This window comes from Pediococcus claussenii ATCC BAA-344 (genome assembly GCF_000237995.1).
GTDB classification, from domain to species: domain Bacteria; phylum Bacillota; class Bacilli; order Lactobacillales; family Lactobacillaceae; genus Pediococcus; species Pediococcus claussenii.
Map to the genome: position 1 here is coordinate 421,164 of NC_016605.1, position 25,526 is coordinate 446,689.

The 25,526-nt window shown below is 35.5% G+C and carries 21 protein-coding genes; 17 read left to right on the plus strand and 4 right to left on the minus strand.

All coding sequences use genetic code 11. From position 1 onward, the window contains the following. The first annotated feature begins 5 nt into the window (after positions 1-5). From PECL_RS01985 to ligA, 3 genes are all read left to right on the plus strand, one after another. The gene (locus PECL_RS01985) at positions 6-647 is read left to right on the plus strand and encodes a TetR/AcrR family transcriptional regulator (RefSeq protein WP_014214925.1); all 642 of its coding nucleotides are present in this window, start codon (positions 6-8) and stop codon (positions 645-647) included. Positions 648-959: 312 nt separating this feature from the next. Beyond that, a complete protein-coding gene (locus tag PECL_RS01990; protein ID WP_014214926.1) occupies positions 960-1,715 on the plus strand; it encodes an exodeoxyribonuclease III in 756 nt (251 codons plus the stop codon). 19 nt (positions 1,716-1,734) lie between these two features. Continuing rightward, on the plus strand, positions 1,735-3,756 hold the full coding sequence (gene ligA, locus PECL_RS01995) for an NAD-dependent DNA ligase LigA (RefSeq protein ID WP_014214927.1): 2,022 nt from the start codon (positions 1,735-1,737) through the stop codon (positions 3,754-3,756). A gap of 33 nt (positions 3,757-3,789) precedes the next feature. On the opposite strand, the gene PECL_RS02000 is transcribed toward ligA, so the two are convergent. Further along, the gene (locus PECL_RS02000) at positions 3,790-4,218 is read right to left on the minus strand and encodes a GtrA family protein (protein ID WP_014214928.1); all 429 of its coding nucleotides are present in this window, start codon (positions 4,216-4,218) and stop codon (positions 3,790-3,792) included. A gap of 182 nt (positions 4,219-4,400) precedes the next feature. Between PECL_RS02000 and PECL_RS02005 the strand changes: the two genes are divergently transcribed. The 10 genes from PECL_RS02005 to PECL_RS02050 all read left to right on the plus strand — a co-directional run bounded on the left by PECL_RS02005 (position 4,401) and on the right by PECL_RS02050 (position 17,316). Continuing rightward, on the plus strand, positions 4,401-5,327 hold the full coding sequence (locus PECL_RS02005; protein ID WP_014214929.1) for a glycosyltransferase family 2 protein: 927 nt from the start codon (positions 4,401-4,403) through the stop codon (positions 5,325-5,327). 151 nt (positions 5,328-5,478) lie between these two features. Further along, positions 5,479-6,294: an ABC transporter permease gene (locus PECL_RS02010; protein ID WP_014214930.1), complete on the plus strand. Its 816-nt coding sequence runs from the start codon at positions 5,479-5,481 to the stop codon at positions 6,292-6,294. 12 nt (positions 6,295-6,306) lie between these two features. Continuing rightward, positions 6,307-7,398, plus strand: coding sequence for an ABC transporter ATP-binding protein (locus tag PECL_RS02015; protein WP_014214931.1), 1,092 nt, complete (start codon positions 6,307-6,309; stop codon positions 7,396-7,398). 212 nt (positions 7,399-7,610) lie between these two features. Then, positions 7,611-9,368: a hypothetical protein gene (locus tag PECL_RS02020; protein WP_014214932.1), complete on the plus strand. Its 1,758-nt coding sequence runs from the start codon at positions 7,611-7,613 to the stop codon at positions 9,366-9,368. A gap of 127 nt (positions 9,369-9,495) precedes the next feature. Next, positions 9,496-11,262, plus strand: coding sequence for a hypothetical protein (locus PECL_RS02025; protein ID WP_014214933.1), 1,767 nt, complete (start codon positions 9,496-9,498; stop codon positions 11,260-11,262). Positions 11,263-11,433: 171 nt separating this feature from the next. Next, positions 11,434-12,126, plus strand: a complete 693-nt coding sequence (locus PECL_RS02030) for a response regulator transcription factor (protein ID WP_014214934.1) — start codon at positions 11,434-11,436, stop codon at positions 12,124-12,126. Between the two features lie 6 nt (positions 12,127-12,132). Beyond that, a complete protein-coding gene (locus tag PECL_RS02035) occupies positions 12,133-13,503 on the plus strand; it encodes a sensor histidine kinase (protein ID WP_041534558.1) in 1,371 nt (456 codons plus the stop codon). A gap of 214 nt (positions 13,504-13,717) precedes the next feature. Continuing rightward, a complete protein-coding gene (locus PECL_RS02040) occupies positions 13,718-14,389 on the plus strand; it encodes a phosphatase PAP2 family protein (protein WP_014214936.1) in 672 nt (223 codons plus the stop codon). A 2-nt stretch (positions 14,390-14,391) separates the two neighbouring features. Then, on the plus strand, positions 14,392-15,333 hold the full coding sequence (locus PECL_RS02045; protein WP_014214937.1) for a glycosyltransferase family 2 protein: 942 nt from the start codon (positions 14,392-14,394) through the stop codon (positions 15,331-15,333). Between the two features lie 6 nt (positions 15,334-15,339). Beyond that, positions 15,340-17,316 carry a glycosyltransferase family protein gene (locus PECL_RS02050; RefSeq protein ID WP_014214938.1) on the plus strand — a complete coding sequence of 659 codons (1,977 nt, stop codon included), beginning with the start codon at positions 15,340-15,342 and terminating at the stop codon, positions 17,314-17,316. A gap of 285 nt (positions 17,317-17,601) precedes the next feature. On the opposite strand, the gene PECL_RS02055 is transcribed toward PECL_RS02050, so the two are convergent. Continuing rightward, complete coding sequence (locus PECL_RS02055; RefSeq protein ID WP_014214939.1) at positions 17,602-18,357, minus strand: potassium channel family protein; 756 nt, start codon at positions 18,355-18,357, stop codon at positions 17,602-17,604. Between the two features lie 138 nt (positions 18,358-18,495). Between PECL_RS02055 and PECL_RS02060 the strand changes: the two genes are divergently transcribed. After that, on the plus strand, positions 18,496-19,467 hold the full coding sequence (locus PECL_RS02060) for an asparaginase (RefSeq protein ID WP_014214940.1): 972 nt from the start codon (positions 18,496-18,498) through the stop codon (positions 19,465-19,467). A gap of 52 nt (positions 19,468-19,519) precedes the next feature. After that, positions 19,520-21,433, plus strand: a complete 1,914-nt coding sequence (locus tag PECL_RS02065) for a M13 family metallopeptidase (protein WP_014214941.1) — start codon at positions 19,520-19,522, stop codon at positions 21,431-21,433. Positions 21,434-21,577: 144 nt separating this feature from the next. Here the strand turns inward: PECL_RS02065 and PECL_RS02070 are convergent, their stop codons facing one another. Then, the gene (locus tag PECL_RS02070; protein WP_014214942.1) at positions 21,578-22,531 is read right to left on the minus strand and encodes a lipoprotein; all 954 of its coding nucleotides are present in this window, start codon (positions 22,529-22,531) and stop codon (positions 21,578-21,580) included. 216 nt (positions 22,532-22,747) lie between these two features. On the opposite strand from PECL_RS02070, the gene PECL_RS02075 reads away from it, so the two are divergent. Both PECL_RS02075 and PECL_RS02080 read left to right on the plus strand, forming a co-directional pair. Continuing rightward, positions 22,748-24,055, plus strand: coding sequence for an NCS2 family permease (locus tag PECL_RS02075; protein WP_014214943.1), 1,308 nt, complete (start codon positions 22,748-22,750; stop codon positions 24,053-24,055). Positions 24,056-24,177: 122 nt separating this feature from the next. Beyond that, positions 24,178-24,987: a ribonuclease H family protein gene (locus PECL_RS02080; RefSeq protein ID WP_014214944.1), complete on the plus strand. Its 810-nt coding sequence runs from the start codon at positions 24,178-24,180 to the stop codon at positions 24,985-24,987. On the opposite strand, the gene PECL_RS02085 is transcribed toward PECL_RS02080, so the two are convergent. Continuing rightward, entirely contained in the window at positions 24,984-25,493 is a 510-nt protein-coding gene (locus tag PECL_RS02085; protein WP_014214945.1) for a GNAT family N-acetyltransferase, read from the minus strand. The two genes, PECL_RS02080 and PECL_RS02085, sit on opposite strands and share 4 nt — an antisense overlap. Between the last annotated feature and the right edge of the window lie 33 nt (positions 25,494-25,526).

Genomic DNA, 25,526 nt, shown 5'->3' on the forward strand with positions numbered 1-25,526 from the left:
AAAGCATGGCTAACATAGAGGTTCCAAAGGACCCCCAAAAGGTGCAGAGAATTTTGGTATCTGCTTTGCATCTGTTTGCACAAAATAAATATCGTAAAACAAAGGTTGAGGATATTGCCAGTATGGCCCGCGTTTCAAAGGGAATTGTTTTTCGTTATTTTGATAATAAATTTGGGTTATATCTTGCAACAATTGAATATGCCAATCAAAATATTTTGGATACTGTAGATTACTCGGTTTGGCAGGACTCAGTTGATTTAACAGAGCTAATCGTTAGAGCAACTGAATATAAATTAAAATTACAGATTAAGTTTCCAGATGAGTTTCAACTATTAACCGATGTTTTTGCCAATGTAGAGGATTTTTCGCCGGAGATGGAAGAAAAAGTGCGAAAAAAATATCAAGCTTCAACGGCAATGACACAAAAATTAGTTGAACCAGTATTTGAAAGATTAGTTTTACGTGATGATGTTTCACAAGAGGAAGTCTATAACATGTTGAATGGTATTATGCTTCAAATCGGAGAAGAAACCAAAATATTTATGAAGAACCATCCAGACGGAGATTTAAAGGGAATGACTGGAATCATTGAGCATGCAAAGGGCTATATGAAAATTTTTGAAAGAGGTATCAAGAAAGACAACTAAATACTGATAGTCGGATTTTTAAAATATATTTAACACGATTCGATATTAATATTGAGTTGTAAAGCGTAGTTCATAGGTATGGTAACGATCTTCAAATGATGATGTTTTCTCATTTAAAGATCGTTTTTAAATGGTAGCACTCGTCTTATTTCTTGCATTTTTACTATTTTAGAGTACAAATTAAATTTAGATTCTATTTCCATTTTAAACATTTTTTTTAGCAAATTTTTATAAGAATTTACAATGTAGAAGGAACACTAAATGGATGAAAAATGAGATAATGAATATATCTAATTAACGGAGGTCTGGGCAATGAAACTAATTTCATGGAATGTAAATGGTTTACGAGCAGCGGTTACACATGGCTTTGAAGACACTTTTAAGGACTTAGACGCGGACTTCTTCTGTGTGCAAGAGACTAAATTGCAAAAAGGACAAATTGAAATTGACTTTCCAGGCTATTATCAATATTGGAACTATGCAGAGCGTAAGGGATATTCGGGGACAGCAATTTTTACTAAACATAAACCACTTAACGTTACTTATGGTATTGGGATTGAAGAGTATGACACCGAAGGACGGATTATAACTTTAGAGTATGCCAATTACTATGTGATTACGTGTTATACACCAAATTCTCAGCCCAAACTAAAGCGATTGGAATATCGAATGTCATGGGAAGATGCATTTAAAAATTACGTGGATCAACTTAAAAAAGATAAACCAGTCATTTTTTGCGGAGATTTAAATGTAGCCCATAATGAAATTGATTTAAAAAATCCAAAAACAAATCATAAAAATGCTGGATTTAGTGACCAAGAACGAGCAAAATTTACGGAACTTTTACAAAGTGGATTTACCGATACTTTTAGGCATTTTTATCCGGACTTAACCGGGATCTACTCATGGTGGAGCTATCGATTTAATGCAAGAAAAAATAACGCTGGTTGGCGAATAGACTATTTTGTAACTTCAAATGATCTTGATGATAAGTTAAAAGACGCAAAAATTCATACGGAAATATTCGGTTCAGATCACTGCCCGGTTGAGCTGGATATTGATTTATAAGTACAGGAGCGAACGAAATATGGCAATTCCAAAAGAAATTGATCAGTTGACAGAAAATGAGGCAAATGACCTTGCAGTTCAGCTACGGTCAACCTTGGATAAATGGAGTGACCAATACTACACCAAGGATGCACCAGACGTTGAAGATTATGTATATGATGAAAAATACAATGATTTATTAGAGTTAGAGCAAGCTTTTCCAAGCATTATAACACCGGATTCGATTACACAGCGTGTTGGTGGTAAGGTTTTAGAAGGATTTTCAAAGGTTACTCATGAGGAACCGATGCTTTCAATGGGAGACGTTTTTTCGCGAGAAGAACTGACAGAGTTTGACAATCGAATTCAAAAAAATATTGGACATGCTGTTGATTATAACGTCGAACTTAAAATTGATGGGCTTGCTATCTCACTAATTTATGAGAATGGTGAATTGGTTCAAGGGTCAACCAGAGGGGATGGAAATATTGGTGAGGACATCACTAAAAATTTACGGACAATTACTTCAATTCCACGAACCCTGACTAGACCAGTTTCATTGGAAGTACGCGGAGAGTGTTATATGCCTAAGGAAGCGTTTGCTAAGTTGAATGTCAAACAACTGGAGGCAGGCAAAGAAGTATTTGCTAATCCGCGAAATGCCGCGGCTGGAAGCTTACGTCAGTTGGATACGTCAATTACAAAAAGTCGTAAGTTAGATACTTTTATTTACACTCTGATGGCAGTGGAAAACTTTAATCCAACAACGCAACATGAAGCAATCCAGACGATGGAAGAGCTTGGATTCCACACTAATCCGACGCAACAGATTTGTCATAACCTTGATGAAGTTTGGGAATATATTGCAAAGTATCAAAAAGTGCGAGACGAGTTACCATATGGCATTGATGGGATTGTTCTAAAGGTGAATGATCTAAGTTTACAAGCGAAACTGGGACACACTATTAAGGTTCCTAGATGGGAAATTGCGTATAAGTTTCCACCTGAAGAGGAAGCAACTGTCGTTAGAGACATTGAATGGACAGTTGGGAGAACTGGTGTTGTTACACCAACTGCTGTGATGGATCCAGTACAGCTTGCAGGTACTACGGTTAGTCGTGCAACGCTTAATAACGTTGACCAAATGCGTGCCAAGGATGTTCGAATTGGAGACACGGTTTTGCTGCACAAGGCAGGCGATATTATTCCAGAGATAACTAAGGTGGTTATCGAAAAGCGACCTGAAAACATTGCAGAATTAAGCGTTCCAGAAACTTGTCCATCTTGTGGACAAAAGTTAGTTCATTTGAACGGTGAGGTTGCATTAAGGTGTATTAACCCCGATTGCCCCGCTCAAATAGTTGCGCGATTGGAACATTTTGGTTCTCGTAATGCTATGAATATCATGGGATTGGGCCCTAAACAAATTCAACAACTTTTTGCTAAGCAATTTATCCAGCATTTTGATGATTTATATAAATTAACTCCAAATGAATTGGAACAATTAGATGGATTCAAGGAAAAACGAGTTAATAATTTATTGGATGCAATTAATAATAGTCGCAAAAATTCATTAGAACGTTTGGTAAACGGTCTTGGAATTCAGGGTGTTGGTACCAAGATGGCAAGAACCTTAGCAGAAGAATTCAAAACCATGGATAATCTAATGTCTGCCAGTGTTGAGGAGTTTGATGCAGTAGATACAGTAGGTGAAATATTAGCGCGCAATTTGGTAACATTCTTTAATAGTGCGGGTGCCAAAGAAATGATCGAAGAATTAAAGGCTGTTGGTGTTAATATGACCTTTTTAGGCCAAGCAACTGTTCCAGATGAGAATAATTTTTTCAATGGCAAGCGAGTTGTTATCACTGGTACTTTAGAGCACTTCAAACGAAATGATTTAAAAGAACAACTAACTAATTTGGGAGCAAATGTAACAGGATCGGTTTCAAAAAAAACCAACCTACTAATTGCCGGTAGCGAGGCAGGTAGCAAGTTGGAAAGGGCTAATGAACTTGGTATACAAGTTATGAATGAAGAGGAACTGTTAGAGCAATTGTAAAATGCTTTGCATGGATGATGGATTTAAGGCAAATTATTTATTTTTTTTAAAATTACTTGATGAATGGAAAACTAACCATTTACTAAAGAAGTAGTTTGAGATAATAATAAAGACGTTATCAATAATTTTTACAATAACATCATTCCAATGTAACAGACTGATACCAATCCAAACGATAATAATATCAAATATTAAAGTAATAGCTCTGACGGAGAAGAAACGAAAAGCCTCTGAAAGTAATTCGCCAATCGTTTCAGTTTTTGAATTAAATACCCAGAGTTTATTTGAAATATATGCGACCGAAACAGAAGCGACCCAGGCAATAACGTTCGATACTTGGATTGGCATGTTGGCATATCGAATTAACACAATGAAGACAACGATGTTAACAAGGGTTGTGATTCCGCCCCAAAAAAGATAGGAAATCATAGATTTATATTTATTGAAAAGTTTTAAAAGCATGGGGAACTCCTTAATTTGATGACATACTATAATAGTTAAACATTAAAACTAATTTGTGGCAAACAGTAAAATGTTTCAAGAGTTATAGTAAAATAAATGACAGTGTTTTTCCATGTCAATATTGTGAATTAATTTAAAATTAAACGATACAATAGGAATAATGAAAATTATGGGGTGTAAAATTGAAAAAATTATCTGTGGTTGTGCCAGTTTACAACGAAGAAGAGACAGTTAATATTTTCTATAACGAATTTCAAAAAGTTACGGAAAAAATAAACTATGAAACAGAACTATGGTTCATCGATGATGGATCAAAAGATAATACCTTGGAAGAGATTAGGCGGTTGAACAATAAAGACAATACAGTTCATTATGTCAGCTTCTCACGTAACTTTGGGAAAGAGGCGGGGTTACTTGCGGGGCTAGAACGTGCCAAAGGTGATCTAGTTGCTGTGATGGACGTAGATTTGCAAGATCCACCTGAACTATTACCTAAAATGATTCGGTTAGTTGAAGAGGACGGATATGACGCGGTTGCAACGCGAAGAAAAGATCGTGAAGGTGAAAGCAAAATCCGATCGTTCTTTGCTAGGATGTTTTATAGACTAATTAATAAAATGACTAACTTAAACTTAGTTGATGGTGCTCGTGATTTTAGAGTGATGACCCGACAAATGGTGAAAAGTATTTTAAAAATGCCAGAACGTCAGCGGTTCAGTAAAGGGTTGTTTAACTGGGTTGGCTTTAATACATATTATTTATCATTTGAAAATCGCGAACGAGTTGCCGGATCAACTTCGTGGTCTTTTGGGGGACTGCTTAAATATGCGATTGAAGGTTTTGTGGATTTTTCTACAACACCCCTAACTTTTGTAACGGGATTGGGTGCCACATCGTTTGGTCTATCAATACTTGGTGCAATAATTGTTTTGGTTAGGGCGATTGTAGCACCACATGCATCGGCATTTGGTTGGTCCTCGATGGCTGTCATTATTCTGTTTTTTAGTGGACTTCAGTTATTAAGTTTAGGAATTGTTGGGAGATACATTGCCGAAATTTACCTCGAAGTTAAATCACGTCCTGTTTATTTGGTAAAAGAAGAAAAGTAACAAATTTTTGAAAACAGAGGACTTAAAATTAAAAATATTAGATGCTTTATGAAAATTAGTTTAGTCCGTTGACGATTGAACACGCAAAGATTATACTGTACTGCATTGTGATAACAAGTAAAGAGAAATTATTTTAAGGAGTTAGCATCCAATGAATACTATGTTCAAAACAATTGGTGAACAATTCGCTAATTTTAAAATTATCCGTAGAATGGCTAGATACGATGACCGAGCAACATATCAAAGCCATTATCTAGGGTTGGCTTGGGAATTTTTGAATCCCTTAATTCAAATTGGTATCTACTATTTAGTTTTTGGAGTTGCGTTAAGACGTGGCGATCCAATGCCAGGCATACCATATCTTCCCTGGATGGTTACAGGAATTGCACCTTGGTTATATATGAATAAAACGACCTTAGATGCCTCTAAAAGTGTTTATCAACAGGTTGGTTTAGTTTCAAAGATGAAGTTTCCAGTTAGTGTTCTTCCATCAATTAAAATTGCTGGAAATCTATATAGTTTCTGGACAATGATGGCATTTGCAGTATTTTTGATGTTCACTAATCGAATTTGGCCATCAATTTCTTGGCTACAATTTATTTATTATTTCCTTTGTATGATGGTGTTTATGTATGCACTTGGTATTTTTAACTCAACCGTAAGTATTCTAATTCGTGATTGGCATATTACGTTACAGTCAATTTTAAGAATGCTCTTCTACATGAGTGGGGTACTGTTTAATTTTGTTGGTTCTAACTTTCCACCAGTGTTGGTACGTATACTGGAGGTTAATCCATTTTATTACATTATCAACGGTATGCGTGAATCGTTACTTTCGCGTGGATGGATATGGCAGCAACCGAATATTAATTTAACCATTACTTTCTGGTTATTTGTATTTATCTTCATGGCAGTTGGAACATATCTACACAACAAATTCCGTTCTAATTTTGTGGACTTAATCTAAAGGAGAACAGTGATGGATACTAGTTATAAAATTAAGGTCGAGAATGTAACTAAAGAATATGATTTATACAAGACAAAAAATGATCGATTAAAAAATTTCTTTAATATTGGAAAAGTTGAAGTTCCACACTTCTGGTCGTTAAAGGGTGTCAGTTTAAAGATTAACGCGGGTGAAACAGTAGGAATCATTGGTGTTAATGGCTCTGGAAAATCAACGATTTCTAATATTATTTCCGGTATTATTCCACAAACGACCGGGACAGTTGATGTTAAAGGAGACACTTCAATTATCGCTATTGGTGCGGGATTTAAGCGTAATTTAACTGGAATGGAAAATATTCGTTTGAAAGGATTAATGCAGGGGCTTAGTCTTAGCGAAATTGATGATGTTAAAGATCAAATTATTGATTTTGCTGATATTGGCGACTTTATTAATCAACCGGTAAAGGATTATTCAACAGGTATGCGATCTAGGTTGGGATTTGCAATTGCGGTTCATATTAACCCAGATATCATGATTATTGATGAGGCCTTATCTGTTGGAGATGATACTTTCTACCAAAAGTGTGTGGATAAGATTATGGATTTCAAAAAACAAGGAAAGACGATTTTATTTGTTAGTCATTCCCTCAAACAAGTTGAAATGATTTGTGATCGCGTTGCATGGATGCACTTTGGTGATCTCCGTGAAATTGGTGATGCTAAGGAAGTTATTAATCATTATCGTAAGTTTTCTGCTGATTTTAAGAAGAAAACTGCTAAAGAACGCAAAGAATATCAACAGGACAAGAAGAAAGCGCAGTTAGAGTTTGATATTAATGCTTATGAACAGTCCTTGGTTGATAATAAAGTTGAAGAAGACCATATGGATCGACGTGAAGCGGAAAAAATGGTTAGTCGGACACTTTATCATCAGATCTTACCAGAGAAGATGACTTTAACTACTAAAATTTCAGTATGGGTTGCTGTACTACTGTTTGCATTTTTTGCGATGGTCAATATTTCTGGGCATTCTATTACTAAGTCAATTGAGAATCCAAGTGCATTACTTCACCCGGTGACACATCAAGTGCATGAGAAGGGTATGGCACAGTCATTCAAATAGATTTTTAAACTTTCAAGAGCTCCAACCACATGTTTTTGTGGTTGGAGTTTTTTCTATACATTGACCTTTAATTAGGCCAAAAAACAGTTTATTAAGGAAACATAACGCAGATATCGCCACTAATATAATCGTGTTAAAATGAATTAATTGCGTTTTTCTGAATTTAGAAAAACAGAAGGTTATTTATGGCTTCAATACAGGGGGATTAATAGATGAAAATCAGTAAAAATACACGAGCATTTGGTGTTTTGTTTATTGTTGCTCTCGTGGTGGTATCACCTATTTTTTTTAATAAAATAGGAATTATGGGGGTTGATAGCTACTTTCACTACAATCGAATTTATGAAGCAGCTATGCAAATTAAAAACCATAATTTTAGTTTCTTAAACCTATACTCGTTTCAAGAGGCAGGAAGGGTTGTTAATCAAGTTTACAGTCCATTAATTACATATTTATTTGGGGGACTATTGTTATTATGTGGAAACTGGTTCCGGTTCCAAGTAGTTTCAATCGTTCTAGTTACTCTGTTATCAGGTGAGACATCTTATTTTGCAGCTAAACGGTTAAATCTTAACTTTAAGACTTCAGTTTCAATTGCTGTAGTTTATATGACATCACTTTCAATCTATAGCTTTATATACAGTGCTAACTGGCGCGCTATTGCCATGGCGTTTGTTCCATTACTTGTAGGACCTATTATAGATTTCTATAAGGGAGATTGGTCCCTAAAATCTATGTCAGTCTTAGGTGTTGCGGTGGCATTAATCGCTCAAGCACAAATCTTGGCAGCTGCTTTGGCAATACCAATTTTAGTTCCTTTTTTTGTGATGGGATTACTGAAATCACAGCACAAGTTAAGAAGCTTGGAGTTCACTTTGATTGGTATTGCTATTGCTCTAGTCTTAAGTCTTAACTTCATTATGCCGTATTTAGAACTCGTAAGGGGGAATCATTTGCTTCCGCCTGTGGCTACTCCTTTAGAGAGTGGAGTAACTAATTTGGTAATTCCTTTTACCGGGAAATCAATTCCACTGAGTGATACAATCTTGAGCTTTGTTTTTTACCTTGATTTTGCTGGCTTAATCTTTTTTTGGAAAAGGGTCTCTGGCTTGACTAAAGTTATTAGTATAGTGGCGATCGTGTATATCATTTTAGGAACAAGTATAATTCCGTGGCAAGCTCTTAATGTGGATTTCCCTGCTTTAGGGAATTTTTTACAAATTCCGCGTAGATTTACAATAACTGGGATTTCCTTCCTGATGCTTGGAACTGGATTAATCGTTAAGGATCTAGTTGGTAAAGATGAATTATCCAGTATGGCTGATGTAAGTAACTTTGTATTTACCATGTTTGCTGTTGCTTCGGTAGTTTCATTAACAGTAACTGTAACTGACTGGGTTAAGACAGCTAATAATCCAAGCGTTGGGCTGGCTGCAGGTTTGTCGACAAATCATAATTATATATATCCAAGAACATATCATGGGAAAAAGATTACTAAAATTGCTGAGCTTCAACCAACTTTTCATACCAAAAATTATGGTGCTCTAATTCATGCTGTAGACCGTATTACGCCTGACTATACACCGATTAAACATTACTCATCGAGTACGAACTATTACGCGATTTATAAGAAGAGAGTAGTGTTACCTAAAAATAAATTTGAACATTCGGTAAAAGCTGGAGGAACTATTCAGTTGAAATGGGAAGAGCAACATAGACAGAAGATTAATGTGCCGGTCGTTGCTTATAAAAATTCTCAGGTAAGATTGAATGGACAAATCCTCAATAAGGAAGATTATAAAACCTCCTCAATTGGCACAATTAAAATTCACGGGAAAAAAGGTATTAATAAAGTGGATGTGAGCTATCAACCATCTACAGGAATCAAAGTGGGAATTGCGGTAGCTACATTTAGTTGGCTATGCACGATTCTTGGTTTTGGAGTGGTTATATTGAGAAAACATAGGTAATTTTTTTGAAGAAAATAATGAAAACGTGCGAATTTATTTAAAGAAGCATGTTTTCCATTACATAGATTTATAATCTAGTATCAACGGATGCTGTATTTGATTCGGCTAATCAGTAAGGGAGTAACTAATGATATTTAAAAATAAAATACATCCAATCTGGGTATTATTTTTAGTTGCGATTTTAATTGTATTACCAATTTACTTTAATAATACGGGAATGGCTTTTGGTGATACATACTTTCACTATAATCGTATCTATGAGGCCGCACAGCAGATTAGACATAATAACTTTAGTTTTATTAACTTGTATTCTTTTCAGCAGTCAGGAAGAGTAGTTAATCAGGTTTATAGTCCACTTTTAACATATTTTTTTGGTGGGATTTTATTACTTGTAGGTAACTGGTTTAGATTTCAAGTGATTTCAATTATCGTAGTATGCCTTTTAGCAGGAATTTTTACATACTATGGAGCTCGACGATTAGAATTAACAGCAAAGACATCATTAATAGTTGCCATTATGTATATGTCTTCATTCTCAATCTTTAATTTTATCTATAGTACAAGTTGGCGTGGCGTGGCTGCAATGTTCATTCCACTTCTGGTAGGACCAATTTTAGACCTCTATCGGGGTGATTGGACTTGGAAATCAATGTTCTTCCTAAGCATTGCTATAAGTTTAATTACACAGGCACAAATTTTGGCAGTTACACTGATTTTACCTATTTTGGTTCCTTTTTTTGTGATTGGATTGATTAAATCGACTCATAAATGGCGAGGGGTGGGATTCTTAAGTGCAGCGGTTGTGATGGCGGTGGTTTTAAACCTAAACGTAGTGTTACCGTATGTAGAACTTATTAAGGGGAATACAATCTTACCACCAGCAAACTTCCCATTAATGGAAGGTGTCACTAATATTTTGGTTCCCTTTTATGATGCCGCCCCCCTCAGCAACGTTGTGATAAGCATACTTTTCTTTATGAGTTTTGCGGGTTTGATCTTGTTTTGGAGCCGATTAGGGAATTTCTCAAAATTAGTATCGATTATAGGTATGGTATACATGGTTTTAGGAACCAGTTTAATACCATGGAGCGCTGTTGAAACAAGCGTCCCAGCGTTAGGTAATTTTTTACAGTTGCCACGGAGATTTATCATTGTTGGGCTACTTTTTTTGGTTTTAGGAGCGGTCTTAATTTTAAGAGATTTGGTAGAAAGCAGTATGCACAAAGTTTCTTTTACAATAGTCGATTTTATGCTAACTGTTTTCACAATTGCTTCTGTTACCTCACTTATGGTTACAATTAACGACTGGAATTCGCAAAGTAGAAGTAATAGTGCGGGTTTGGCAAGCGGATTAGCAACGGAGAAAGTAAACGTGTTCGCGCATAAACTTGATGGTAAAAAAATCAGTAAAATTATTGAACTACAACCAGCTTTTCATAGTGCAAATACTGGAAAATTAATTCATGCAGTTGACCGAGTAACACCTGATTACACTCCGATTCAGAAATATTCAAATAAGATTGATTACTATCAACTGTATGTTAATTATGTTATTAAGCCTAAAAATAAATTTAAGCATACAGTTAAAAAAGACGGGGTCATGGAGTTAACCTGGAATGACTCAAAAGCTAAAACCCAAGACGTACCTGTTGTAGCATATAAAAATACTCAAATTAAATTTAATGGCAAAGTTTTAAAGCATAATCATCTTAAACAGACGGCAATTGGTTCTTTACTACTTAAAAGCCAAAAGGGCTTAAATAGACTACAAATATCATACGTTCCTAATAAATTAACGTTAGTAGGTACCGCAGTGGCTTTATTTGGTTGGATAATTGCTGGAATAGTTTCCATTTTTTACTTAATACGGAAGAGGTATAATAAATTTGGATGAACAATAAAAAAAACAATTGCTGTAGAGTGCGAGAATAGGCCAAGCATTTTCGCTTAAAAGTGAAGTGTGCTCAAAGGAATGAACGACGTATCAAGATCTAATTTTTGAAATAGTTAATACGCTTACCACTTCTTAACTTATATCTTGTTTCCACAATAAAGAAGGATTTAAATGACGAAGACGATACTATTAGTTGAAGATGAGAAAGCATTAGCTGATTCTTTGAGGGAAGAATTTCAATTTGAAGACTATCAAGTGTTAACCACATTTGATGGTATATCTGCGGTAGATTGTTTCAAAAATAATCAAGCTCAAATTGACTTGATTATTTTAGATTGGATGCTACCTGAGCTTGACGGACTTGGTGTACTCAGAAGAATAAGGCGAGAAAGCGACGTACCAATTATCATGTTAACTGCGAGAGACTATGTGGGTGATAAAGTAGCTGGGTTAACTGGTGGTGCGGATGATTATATTACTAAACCGTTTGATATCGAAGAACTGTTAGCCAGAATGGACGTGGTTTTGAGGAGATCACGTAAATTTCAGGATTCTGAGCGGAATGATTTATTAGTTTTAGACAATTTGAGGGTTGATGTGAAAAATCAGCAGGTAACTAGAAATGAAAAAGATATTCAACTAACACAACGTGAATTTCATTTACTCACGGAGTTATTAAAACAATCTGGTAAAATCCTTTCTAGGGACGAATTATTGGATGCGGTTTGGGGAATTGACTTTACTGGACAACCTAATGTTGTTGATGTTTACATTCGTTATCTAAGAAATAAAATAGATCGTATTCCTGGAGAAAATGCGTTGATTCACACCGTTCGAGGTAGAGGCTATAAAATTTCAAAGTGAGAAATAATGTTAAAATTTAAACGAAGTAATCAAACGGATAGCACGACAATCATAATGAGGAGCATGATTGTTTTAGTCGTGGTTATTACGTTGTTATCGGGTGTGCTAACAGTTGTCGCAATCGGGCACGAGTTACTAGAAACTAGTAATATTAATTCGAACAGAATTATTAATAGCTTAAAAAAAACGGTTATTGATGGTGACAATGATTGGCAAAATTGGCGAAAAAATAGCACATTGGATACGTCTTCAACCTACGTACATGTGTACAATTTTCGAAAGGATGCGCATACTAAAAACTATTTTTCGCCGAATACATACAAATTATTAGCTTCAAAGCCGAAAAAAATCCCACTAGTAAAAGGTGTGATTTATTCAAAGAAATTCGGACTTTTATACTATAGTTCCGGACATGCTAAGGGAATTGATTATGAATTATGGGTCGATTTAGAAAGTCAGCTTAACCTTTTAGAACGAATAATTTTAGTGACGTTCATTGTTCTTATCTTGATTTTGTTGATCAGTCCCATGTATATTAGGATAATTGTCAAAAGGTTAATGGCTCCGCTGATTGGGTTAACTGATAAAATACAGGATATTTCTCAGGATCAGAGCGAACATGCAGTAAGATTAGAGGTTCCGGGAAAACCCACGGAAGTGACAAACTTAACAAAGAGTTTTAATGAACTATTAGAGCAACTAGATTTAAAATCACAAAAAGAAAAGACTTTTATGTTAAATGCTGCACACGAATTAAGGACTCCCATTGCAACCATTAGGAGTCATGCACAGTTGATAAGGCGTAGGGGAGAAGGACATCCTGAAATTATTAGTAAATCCATTAATTATATTGACGAAGAAACCTACCAAATGCAATTTTTAGTCGACCAACTTTTGCTTTACGCTCGTGCTGAAAATCAGGCTATTCAGATAAAAAAATATAATTTATCCAAATCAGTTGAAGAATTTGTGAGTAAGTTTAATAAGGAAATTTCTCAGACGATTTTTCTCGAGTTGGACAATCATGTTTTTGTATCCGCAGATGAAGGCAATGTAAATCAAATTTTAAAAAATTTACTTTCAAATGCAAGTAAATATTCGGCCGATAATTCGAATATCTTAGTTACTATAAAAAAAGAAGGCTCACATGTGGTTTTGGAAGTCCAAGACCATGGAAGTGGGATTGAAAAAAAGGATCAGGATCATATTTTTGAAAGGTTTTATAGAGGTGGAAAAGTACGTGGTAATATTCCTGGTACCGGTTTAGGGCTTGCAATTTCTGAAAAATTGGCGGAGTTAAACCGTATCACATTGAATGTAAAACAGAGTGGAACAAATGGAACTACATTCGTAATTATTTTTAATGAGATTAGTTAAATGCTTTATTAATTACGATAAATAACCACTAAGCCAGTTTTTAGCGAAAATCAGGCATGAGTAACTGAATTTTATACCAGTCGCTTGTTACCTGATTTTTTATATGGATAATTTAATTATTATAAAATCTCATTTAACGTTTATTTATCACTACTTTTTTTACTTTCAAAATAACAGTAAAATCAAAATGATAAAATATAAATGAGGAAAAAGTATGGAAAAATCATATAAGTTGAATTATAAGAATACTCTATGGATAATCATAACTATAATCTCAATTGGACTCTTTATAGGAATGATGTTGGCAGTGATGCAAGATAGAAATAATATTAATTCTTATGATCTTGTTGCCTTTAGAATTTTTAAAGGATTCATTACATCTACTAATACATCTTTTTTCTCAGTGGTTTCTTTTTTTGGAAGTCCGGAAATTACGTTTTCTTTAGTAATTATTGTTTGTGTACTACTTTGGTTCGAAAATAAAAAATGGTTAGCGTTTAAAATATTTTTGTTGCAATTTTCAGGGGATATGTTGGTTTATATGATAAAGAATATCGTTAGGCGTCCCAGACCAGGAGGACAAATTATTATCGATACTGGTTTTAGTTTCCCAAGTGGCCATATGTTTAGCACCAGCTTGCTGGGGTTAGCTATAGTGATTTTATTATTGCCAGTAATGAAATCTAATAAGAAAAAATTTCTGAGTTATATTTTAATATTCATATGGATGGCGTTAGTTGGAATATCAAGAGTTTATTTAAAGGATCATTATTTTTCTGATGTACTTGCGAGCTTGTTTTTATCAATCGGATATATAGGAATATTTGATTTTATGTTTAATTGTATAAGAAATAAGTTTAAAATAAATGTTTTCGGGGGAATTTAAAAATGGAGAAATTAACCGTAGTTGTTCCTGCATTCAATGAGGAAGAAGTACTACACGACAGTATAAAAAGATTAAATGATATAGAAGCAGAACTAATTAATGATTTATCAATCGACTACCTGTCAGATATTTTAATTGTTGACGATGGTTCTACGGATAAGACATGGCACATCATTGAAGAGGAACATCGTAATAATCCGCGGATTAAGGGAATTAAGTTTAGTCGTAATTTTGGACATCAAAATGCTTTATTGGCTGGCATGCGACAAGCTATTGAAACGGCTGATATTGTGGTAACAATCGATGCAGATTTACAAGATGACCCTAATGCCATTAAGAAAATGGTTGAATTACATCAAAAAGGTAACCAAATCGTATATGGTGTCCGTAACAATCGAGATACTGATACATGGTTTAAACGAAATTCAGCACAGCTTTTCTATAAACTACTGAATATGATTGGTGTACAACTAATTATAAATCATGCGGATTTTAGATTAATGGCAAAGCCGGCTGTTGAAGCCTTGTTAGAGTATAAAGAACGTAATCTATTTTTACGTGGCGTTATACCTATGTTGGGATTTGAGTCAGAACGGGTATACTACAAACGAACAGCACGTACAGCTGGGACATCTAAATATCCCTTAAAGAAGATGTTGTCATTTGCTTGGGAAGGGATTACATCGCTCACAATAGCGCCTGTCCGTTTGATATTGTATCTAGGTGCTTTGGTTAGCCTTTTTGGAATAGGAATGTTTATCTACACTGTAGTCGAAAAACTATCAGGTTCCACTGTTCACGGCTGGTCGTCACTAATGATTTCAATTTGGATATTAGGCGGATTCCAGATGATGAGTTTAGGAATCGTTGGTGAATACATAGGAAAAGTAACCACTGAGGTTAAACGTAGACCACGATATACGGTTGAAAAGGTTTTAAGGTGATAACGGATGAGGCCGACAGCTAAAATAGAAAATATCTTTCCGGCGATATTGATTCTTTTTATGATAATTGGAATCGTTAGCAATTTAGGTACTGATGGTAAATTTTTGGTAAGTACCTCAATCTTGGCATTAGCGGTGATACTATTAATTACTGGCATTAAATTAAAACCAGTTTTGGAAAATATATCGAAGCCAAATTTAAAAAAAATTATCATAGTAGGATTGATAATTATTTTTGTCGTGCAAATCTTAGTGTTGAAATTTTTACCTGCAACAGTGTTTCATGATCCGTTTAGGGTCTTATCACAAGCCGAAACATTAAGTATAGGTAATCATAGTTGGAGTAACTCAACTTATTTCTGGCGCTATCCTAATAATGTTTCGATTGCGTTTCTACTTTCTAAATGGATTGAACTTACTAACTTGTTCAACATCTCGACTAATTTATCAGTTAATATGCTTTCAATAATTTTCTTGGATACTTTTATATTGTTAACTATAAGATTTGTCGAGAGAATTAGTAAAAGTAGTTTTGGACCAATAGTCCTTCTAAGTTTTTTTGTAGTTAGTCCGTTTGCTTATACATACTATTTGCAAGTGTTTTATTCTGATTTGCCTAGTATGTTGGCGCTTCTAATAACTTTCGTGATTTTATATGGGTGGAAGAATTATTCGACACAACTTAAGGTTGTTCAAGGAATATTGTTAACAATTATCATAGCCGTTGGACAATTGTTAAAGCCAACTTTGATTTTTGTCCTAATAGCAATTTTATTGGTTGTGATATTACGTGGAATAAGTAAAAATTTACGTGAGTCCATAAAAAAAATAGCAGTTCCGCTGGTGTTGATTACTTTGGGGATTGGAATAGCTTTTCCAGCTTCTAAGTTAATTGAGCAACAGATAAATTTTCATCAAAATTCAAAATATCAATTGCCTATGGAACACTGGGTGTGGATGAGTTACAGTCCTCAAGGTAATGGCGAATATGTCGGAAATGATGTAGAAACAATGATGAAAATGAACTCCATCGAACAAAGGAAAACCTATCTAAAAACGGCTTTACCAAAGCGAATCGAACGGTTAGGTGTGGCGAAAGTTATTCAGCGATGGGTTACAAAGGCGGGTATTTTTTTGAATGTTAGTGGCATCCAAATAGCTTACACGGGTGGATATATCAATGCTTCTCATGGTTATCAAGTAATTGCACCGATACTTAGTTTGGTTGGGAAAGTTATAATGCAGTCGGGCTTTATCTTATTATATTTAATTGTCATAGTTAAAAGCCTTCGAATAATAAAAATGAAGGAAAAACTGAATATAAAAGCAGAAATAGCCTTGATTCTTGCACTTGGATATTTAGCTTTTCATACACTGGTATGGGAATCAGAAAACAGGTATGGGCAAGTAATAATTCCAATGTTGATATTGATTGCTTCACTAAGGTTGCCCCCCCTGATGGAGGTTGCCCAAGTTAAAAGTGTAAAAAATAAATGGTTAAATATTGGATTAATCAGTAGTGTAGTAGTTTTTGCTGGAACGATTGGAACCTTTTTAGCTACCAAAAGTGGGGAAAGCACCACACTAATTGTTGCGGCGCAAAGAAGTCAGCTGTCCTCACAGTATGGAGCCAAAAAAACCATAATTAGTGCACATAGTAGCGTTAATCAGAAAGTAAATCTTAATTATAATAGCAGTCGCTTTTCTGTTTTAACACCTTATAAGGCTAAGTTTAAATTGTATTTAGTGAATCTTGATACAAATAAAAAGATAAAGTTAAAAAATGGAAGTGAGTTTGCCTATTATGAGGGGGCATTGCAACGGGGACATTATCAGATAATTGTTGAGAATCCCAGTTCTAAGGACCAATCAATGTCAATAACTGTGATGCAAGATTATAAATTGGCACCTTATGGAATCAAAATAGGTAATACTGAATATAAGCATTCGTCACTAGTTTATACAGCAACTAGGATAAATTAATTAATATTTATTTAAAACGCCGAAGGATGAAACTCATCTTCAGCGTTTTTATTTTCTAGCTAGAGGGTAGTGTACGAGAATCTTGACTTTTATATACAAAACCAGCTTAACTTGACGAGCTAGCAGCCCTCATAAGCAAAGCGGCTTGTTTCACTCTCTATCTGAAATGAGTTGCGCAAGCCAGCTTCTTCCGGTTAACCTAAAAAGGAGACCATGACCAAACCCGTCATAATCTCCCTTTTCTGTTAATCCTCACAAGCAAAACGGCTTGTTTCACTCTCTATTTTATTTCATCCTTTTTCGTTGTGTTCGTTTATCGCTTGTTTGTTTTTCAAGGCGATCTACTTTTGCATTTAAATCATCGATTTTGCGAATCAATGTACTCATATCAGCTTCTTGGATATCACTGGTTGCTGAAGTGAAGAATCCAGTTATTGTACTTGTTAATAAACCAATAAAGCCAATACCACCAAACATTAAGAACGCTGCAATTATCTTTCCAATAGGGGTTTTAGGCGATATATCACCATAACCAACGGTAGTGGCGGTAGTAATTGCCCACCAGAGTGCTGAGGATAGGGGAATTCGTTCAACAATTGAATACATTAAAGCACTGAAAGCCAAGATTACAATACTGACCGTGAACAAATTTAAGAATCCGGTATCATAAATGAAACGATGTACCTCGCTTGAAAATCTTCCATCGAGCCCCAAACGCCATAGTAAATGATGGGAGCGAATAATTCTAATAACTCTGGCAATTCGGAAGATAGCAAATATAGGATGAAGAGGTACTAAACCAAGTAAATCAAACGAATTTTGAACAAGAAAATTGATTTTATTTTTTGCGAATCCAAATCGTAAGGCATAATCAAGCGCAAAAATAGCTAGAATGCTATCTAAAAATTTGATTACACGCGGATCGGATAGCGATATAGTTTTTGTTAAAAAGCCAGTCAGCACCGTAAAAATTGAAATTAAAGCGAGAATTGCAAATGAAAAGTCATATATATTTATAAGAAGCCTTTTTTTTGAAGTCATATTATCTTCCTAACTCTATAGTTATTCTTATTTTAACCTTTTTTTAAAACGTGTAAATACTGTGAATTAGTCTTTGAATTAGTTTAACATCTGATATTTTTGGTATGATTAGTTCATTAGTTAATTGGAGGTTAGGACATGAAAAAGATTTTAGCTTTGCATACTGGTGGAACGATTTCAATGTCAGCAAGCAATGGATCGGTTAGTACGAACGAAGAAAATCCTCTTTTGGATAGTCAGTTTATTAGCGATAATATTGAACTTGTTAATGAGGTGATTTTAAATAAACCATCTGAACACATTACTCCAGATGACATGTTAATATTAAAAAAGAGGGTTCAAGAGGCAGAACAAAACCGAGAATGTGATGGAATCGTTATCACTCATGGAACGGACACTCTTGAAGAGACGGCCTACTTTTTGGATTTGACGGTTCCAAATACAATTCCAATCGTTGTAACGGGAGCTATGAGGTCTTCAAACGAATTGGGCTCTGATGGTGTTTATAACTTTCAAAGTGCCATTTTAACAGCCGCTTCTGATGAGGCCTCTGACAAAGGTGTTCTGGTGGTCATGAATGATGAGATTCATACAGCACGCTATGTGACCAAAACACATACAACCAATGTAAATACTTTCAGAACACCAACTTTTGGACCGATTGGAATTGTATATAAGCGTGATATTAGATTCTTTCAAGCATTGATTAAGCAACAGTCATGTGACATCCATTCTCTTGAGAAGGGTGTGCTTTTAATTAAGGCTTATGCGGGGCTTCCTGGCGAAATATTTGAGGCAATTAACCGTCCTAGCACAAAAGGTGTGGTAGTTGAGGGACTTGGGGCTGGAAATCTGCCAACCGAAGTCGTACAACCAATTCAAGATTTACTTGACAATGGAATTCCAGTTATTATGGTTTCGAGATGTTATAACGGTGTGGCGGAGCCTATTTATGACTACCCAGGTGGCGGAATTGACCTTGAACGGATGGGTGTGATTTTCTGCCAAGGGTTGAATGGACCAAAAGCACGATTAAAACTTCAGATTGGTGTTAGTGCGCATATGGATCAAGAAGGATTAGCAAGATACATGCGAGATGCAGTTTCATAGAAAAAAACAAGTGTATAATTAACCCAATCAGATTTGAAAGGTGGAATAGTTTATGGCAACTTCTTTAAAAGACGATTTTTACGAGGCGGTTAACGGTGATTGGATTGCTCAGGCGACCATTCCAAGTGACCATTCATCAACTGGAGGTTTTATGGATTTGGTTGACGGGGTTGATGAAAAGTTAATGAATGATTTTAAGCAAATGCAGTCCGGGAAGCTTAAAGTGGAAACGCCAGAATTGATGGAGTTCTTAAAGTTCTTTCGTTTAGCAGCGGATTTTAAACAGCGTGATGCTGATGGGGTGGCACCACTATTACCCTTCTTGAAAAGGATTGAATCGCTTAACAATTGGACAGATTTGAATGAGCAAATCATTGAGTTAAGTCTTGATGGCTTTGATGTTCCATTAGACTTAGGAGTTGAACCCGATTTGAAGGGCGATGGGGCTAACAAAAAGAATGTTTTGTGGGCAGGTGGTCTGAGTTTGATTCTTCCTGATAAAACGTATTATGAAGATACTAATCCAGCTGGTAAGCAGTTAATGGATGTGTTTACTCAAATGATGATTGCCTTATTTGAAAAATTGGGCAAAACAACTGATGAAGCAACTTTGATTGTGGAAGCAGCAAAACGCTTTGATGCTAGTTTTGCACCTTATCGTAAGAATTCTGAAGAGCTAAGCGACGTTGCTAAGTTGTATAATCCTCAATCATTTGAAAGTTTTACAAGCGCGATTGGCCAATTGGACGCTAAAAAAATGATTACGGGGCTATTAGGAACTACACCAGATCAAGTTATTGTGACAGAACCACGCTTTTTTGAAAACTATAACCAGTTTGTTAATGCTGAAAACTTTGAAGATATTAAGGCTTGGATGATGGTCAATGTTGTTCGTTCACTTTCGCCATATCTAAGTGAAGAGATGCGCCAACTTGGTGGAACATATGGAAGAGCATTATCGGGACAAAAAGAAGCCATGAAACAAGAAAAAAGTGCTTTTTATCTTTCGAGGAGTACCTTTAATCAAGTTGTGGGTCAATATTATGGTAATAAGTACTTTGGTGAAGAGGCTAAGCAAGATGTTCATGATATGGTGGTTGCCATGATTAATGTATATGAAAAACGCTTGCAACAAAATGATTGGCTAGGACAAGCTACTAAAGAAAAGGCAATAACCAAACTAAAATCACTGAAGATTTTGGTTGGTTATCCAGATGAATTAAAAGAAGTATACAAGAAGTTAAAGACAAAGACTGCCGATGAGGGAAGTTCACTAGTAGAAAACGTCCAAAACTTTTCTAAGATTTTCTTGGAAGATAATTTATCAAAATTTGGAAAAGAAGTCGATCGCAGTGAGTGGCACATGAGTGCAGATACCGTAAATGCATATTATTCTCCTGAAGGTAATCTTATTTGTTTCCCAGCGGCTATTTTGCAGGCACCATTTTACAGCTTGAAACAATCTGCTAGTCAAAATTATGGAGGAATAGGGGCTGTAATTGCTCATGAGATTTCACATGCATTTGATCCAAATGGTGCATTGTTTGACGAATATGGTAATTTAGATAATTGGTGGACTGATGATGATCTAAGTCATTTCCATGAATTATCACAGGCTATGGTGGATGAGTTTGACGGATTAGAATTTGCAGGTGGAAAAGTAAATGGAAAGCTAGTTGTAACTGAAAATGTTGCAGATGACGGTGGCATGAGTGCAGCTTTGGAAGCTACTAAACAGACGGCAAATCCAGACTTAAAAGCTTTCTTCGTTAACTGGGCCACAATTTGGAGAACAAAGGCAACCAAAGAACGCGAACAGCTATTATTGTCAATTGATGTTCATGCACCGGCTAAATTACGTGCAAATGTGCAAGTTAAAAACTTTGATGAATTTTATGAAGCTTTTAATGTTCATAAAGATGATGGTATGTATTTGGAACCAGCTAAGCGAGTTCAGATTTGGTAAAGAGGCAGAATAATTGGATTTGATTTCCGAATTTGTACCAATAGTTTGGGAACTGAATTTATCATGTTATTACTATTGAAAACAAATGAAAACAAAAAAATCCTGATAGGTCATTACTTAAGACGCTATCAGGATTTTTTTAGATTATTTAGTTATATAAATGTAAAGACGAGTAGTAGAGAGGCCAATGTTAAATTTGACGCCATTTGAAGTGATTGTTTTCATTGTGGTTTGACCACTTTTGGCCTTTTTACTATATGACTTAAACTGATTCATAACGTCCTTAGGATTAGCGCCTACTTCCTTGGCTGCAATACCAAATGCTGTCCCAAATCCCTTGGCTTGACTAGGGTGCTTCATAGCTTTAGTAGTCGCTATAACGGTTAGTCCCATCATATCACCATTCTGATAATTACCACGAATTTGGTATTCCTTTTGATTGACCCATTCAGTTACACCTGTTTTGGGTGAGTCAGGGATTAACTGATCTTTTTTGTCATTTTTAATTTTATCCATATCAGATTGTAACTGGGCACTTTGTTTCTTTAAATCTGATGCTTGTTGTTGCATTGCCTTCATTTTTTGCATGGCTTGCACACGTTCTGCAGCAGGCATGGCCGCCAATTCCGCTTGTGCTTTTTTGGGATCAGCAGGTGCTTGCTTTTTTAACTCAGCACCTTCTTTTTGTAGCTTTTGAGCTAGTTGCTGATCCGATTTTGACATGTTCATACCAACAATTGCCTGATTAAATGAATCTTTAAATTTTGAAAAATCTGCCAAACGTTTTTCTTTTTCCACAGTTACGGTTTTGCTAATTGTTGAACCGTCATTTTTTGCAGTGACCTTAACTTTTTGTTCTTTAGTAGTTGATGGAATCTCAATTGTATATGCGCCACCAACATTTTTGGTGCTTTGAGTAGCAGCATTATCAATTGAATAAGAAACTTTCGCTTTGGAGGCAACTCGTCCCTTAATGATGGCAACCATCCCATCTGCCTTTTTTGTAGAAGCGCCAACAGTTAAGTTGTCACGGCTACAACCAGCCAATGCAAGTGCAACTGCACCAAGTGATAATAGAAGTCCAATTTTTTTATTCATTATTTCCAACCCTCATTATAAAATATGACACACTGTCATTAGATTCAATTAGTATACACCTTTTTTAATTAAAAGTATTATTGAGCTCATTCTAGTAAAACACGAACTTTAATTAAGCAAAAAAACTTTTAGTTCGTTATTTACAAATTAATGGTCATGCAATATAATTGATGTTGAATTTAAAACAATAAACACGAACAAACGAGGAGAAAACTAGTGAACTCAATTGCAAAATATTTTAAGTTTTCCGAATTAAAAACAAATTACCGAACAGAAATAATTGCAGGATTAACAACTTATATTTCAATGGTTTATATTATGTTTGTTAATCCAAACGTTTTAGGAGCGTCTGGAATGGATAAGGGAGCTGTTTTTACGGCAACCGGATTAGCGAGTGCATTTGGATGTATGTTAATGGGGATTTTAGCCAACTATCCGATTGCATCGGCACCAGCGCTGGGCATTAACGCATTCTTTGCTTATTCAGTATCAATTGGTATGAAGGTTCCTTGGCAAACAGCTTTAGCAGGTGTGTTTGTTGCCTCACTTATTTTTATTTTGATTACAGCACTCAAGTTGAGGGAACGAATTATCAATGCAATTCCATCTGATTTGAAATACGCAATTTCGGCAGGAATTGGTTTGTTTATTGCATTTTTAGGACTACACGATGGTGGGATTATTGTTCCTAATAAGGATACTTTAGTTGGTCTAGGATCGTTTAGCGTTGGTTCAACTTGGTTAACAGTTTTTGGTTTGATCATTACAGTTGTTTTGATGTTACGCAATGTACCTGGAGCAATTTTTGTCGGTATGGTAGGAACAACAATCTTGGGACTTATTACAGGTCTGATTCATATGCCATCCTCGGTTGTCTCTGAAATTCCAAGTATTAAACCAACTTTTTTAACGGCATTAACACATGTTAAGGACATTAATACGCTTCAATTATGGGTGGTAGTTCTGACATTCTTGTTAGTAACGTTCTTTGATACAGCTGGAACACTTGTTGCTTTGGCTACACAGGCAGGTTTTATGCAGAATAATAAAATGCCTCGTGTCGGAAGGGCCTTGGCTTCAGATTCAACAGCAATGTTGTTTGGCTCATTAGTAGGGACTTCTCCAGTTGGCGCATTCGTAGAGTCATCCGCAGGAATTGCTGTTGGTGGCCGGAGTGGGTTCACAGCGGTTACAACGGGAATTTTCTTTATTCTTGGATTGTTTTTCTCTCCACTATTGGTTGTTGTAACTACACAAGTAACAGCGCCAGCCTTGATCATTGTTGGTGTATTGATGGCCCAATCAACTCGACAAATTGCCTGGGATAAGTTTGAAATTGCAGTTCCTGCATTTTTAATAATGATTGGAATGCCATTAACATATAGTATTTCGGACGGAATTGCTTTAGGTTTCATTATGTATCCAATTGCAATGATTGCTGCAAAACGGGGAAAAGAAGTCCATCCATTAATGTACGCATTATTCTTCGTGTTTATTGGATTTATGGCAATTCTAAATAAATAATAATTAATTTAAATCAGTTTTAGCAAAGCCCAGTTTGTGGTTAGCTAGAACTTTTTTATTTGGCGGTGTAATTCGTAAATAATAATCAGTTATAATGGAACAAAAAGAGAATGAGGAATGATATGGCAAATAAGTTTTACGCGGTCCGCAAGGGTAAGAAAACTGGAATTTTTTCAACATGGGATGAAACGCAAAAACAAGTAGCAGGTTTTTCGGGTGCTGAATTTAAGAGCTTTAAAACAAAATCAGAGGCACAAAGTTGGTTAGAAGGAACAGTATTCAAAAATGATGCGAGAAAGTCAGAAAGCTCAAATTTGATGCAAACGGTTTTGTATACGGATGGCGGATCAAGAAACACGGGAAATATTAAAGGTGGCCATGTACGATCTGAAGATTTTGCGGCATGGGCATATCTTCTTGAGGGACATGGGAAAAAGTTTTCAGAATCGGATGGGGAACAAGGTGCAACCAACAATCGCATGGAGATAATGGCCTTGATTAAAGGGCTAGAAGCAATACAAACGCATTTTAGTGAAGATGAACCTGTTTTGGTTGTCTCTGATTCTAAGTATGTTCTTGATGCCATCAATCAAAATTGGTTACGAGGATGGGCGCGTAATGCATGGAAAAAAAGTGATGGAAACACAGTTGCAAATAAGGAACTATGGCAAAAGGTTTGGAAACAGCTACAGAACTTTAAACATTTAGAATTTAAATGGACAAAAGGACATGCATCGAATGAAGGTAATGTTTTTGTAGACGAATTGTTGAATAAAACAATGGATCAGATGGTGGACAATACAAAGGCGCAAAGCAATAGTGAAAAGACAAGAAAAATAGATAAAGAAATCCCACCAGCCAAGAGCAATATTGATAAATCAGTTAACGACTTATCAAAAAGTTTTAGACAAATGGGATTATTTAAACACTAGTCATCTTCAATTTGAAAATGAAGGTATTGAGTGTCACTTTTTTTTACAATGCTAAATCCGGCCTTCTCAAGTAAATGGACGGATATCTTATTTTTAGGTAAGGTAAGAGCTTGAAGCTTTTTTAAATGAAGTTCATCAAAAACGAATAACACCATGCGGGTCAAAACTTCTTGCATAACGCCCTTATTTTGATGCTGGGGTAAGATTTCAAAGCGAATTATGGCAGAATCATGGTCGAAATCCCAGATGGCTACCATACCTAAGAACTCCCCAGTGTGTTTATCAGAGATTCCCCAAATAAGGGCCTGATTGTTCATTACCAAACGCATCATATTATTGACATAACCAGTTGTATCAACAATGGTTTCATCAATATCACGATCACTGTCTGCAGCAATACGGCGATTATGGCGAAGCTCAAAAACGTCACGAACTTTACTCATGGTTAGCCAGTCTAAAACGAACTTGTTTGTATATATTGGATGATAATGTTCAAAATTTTGCATAAATTGCACCTCGTTTGATCAATATTTATACAA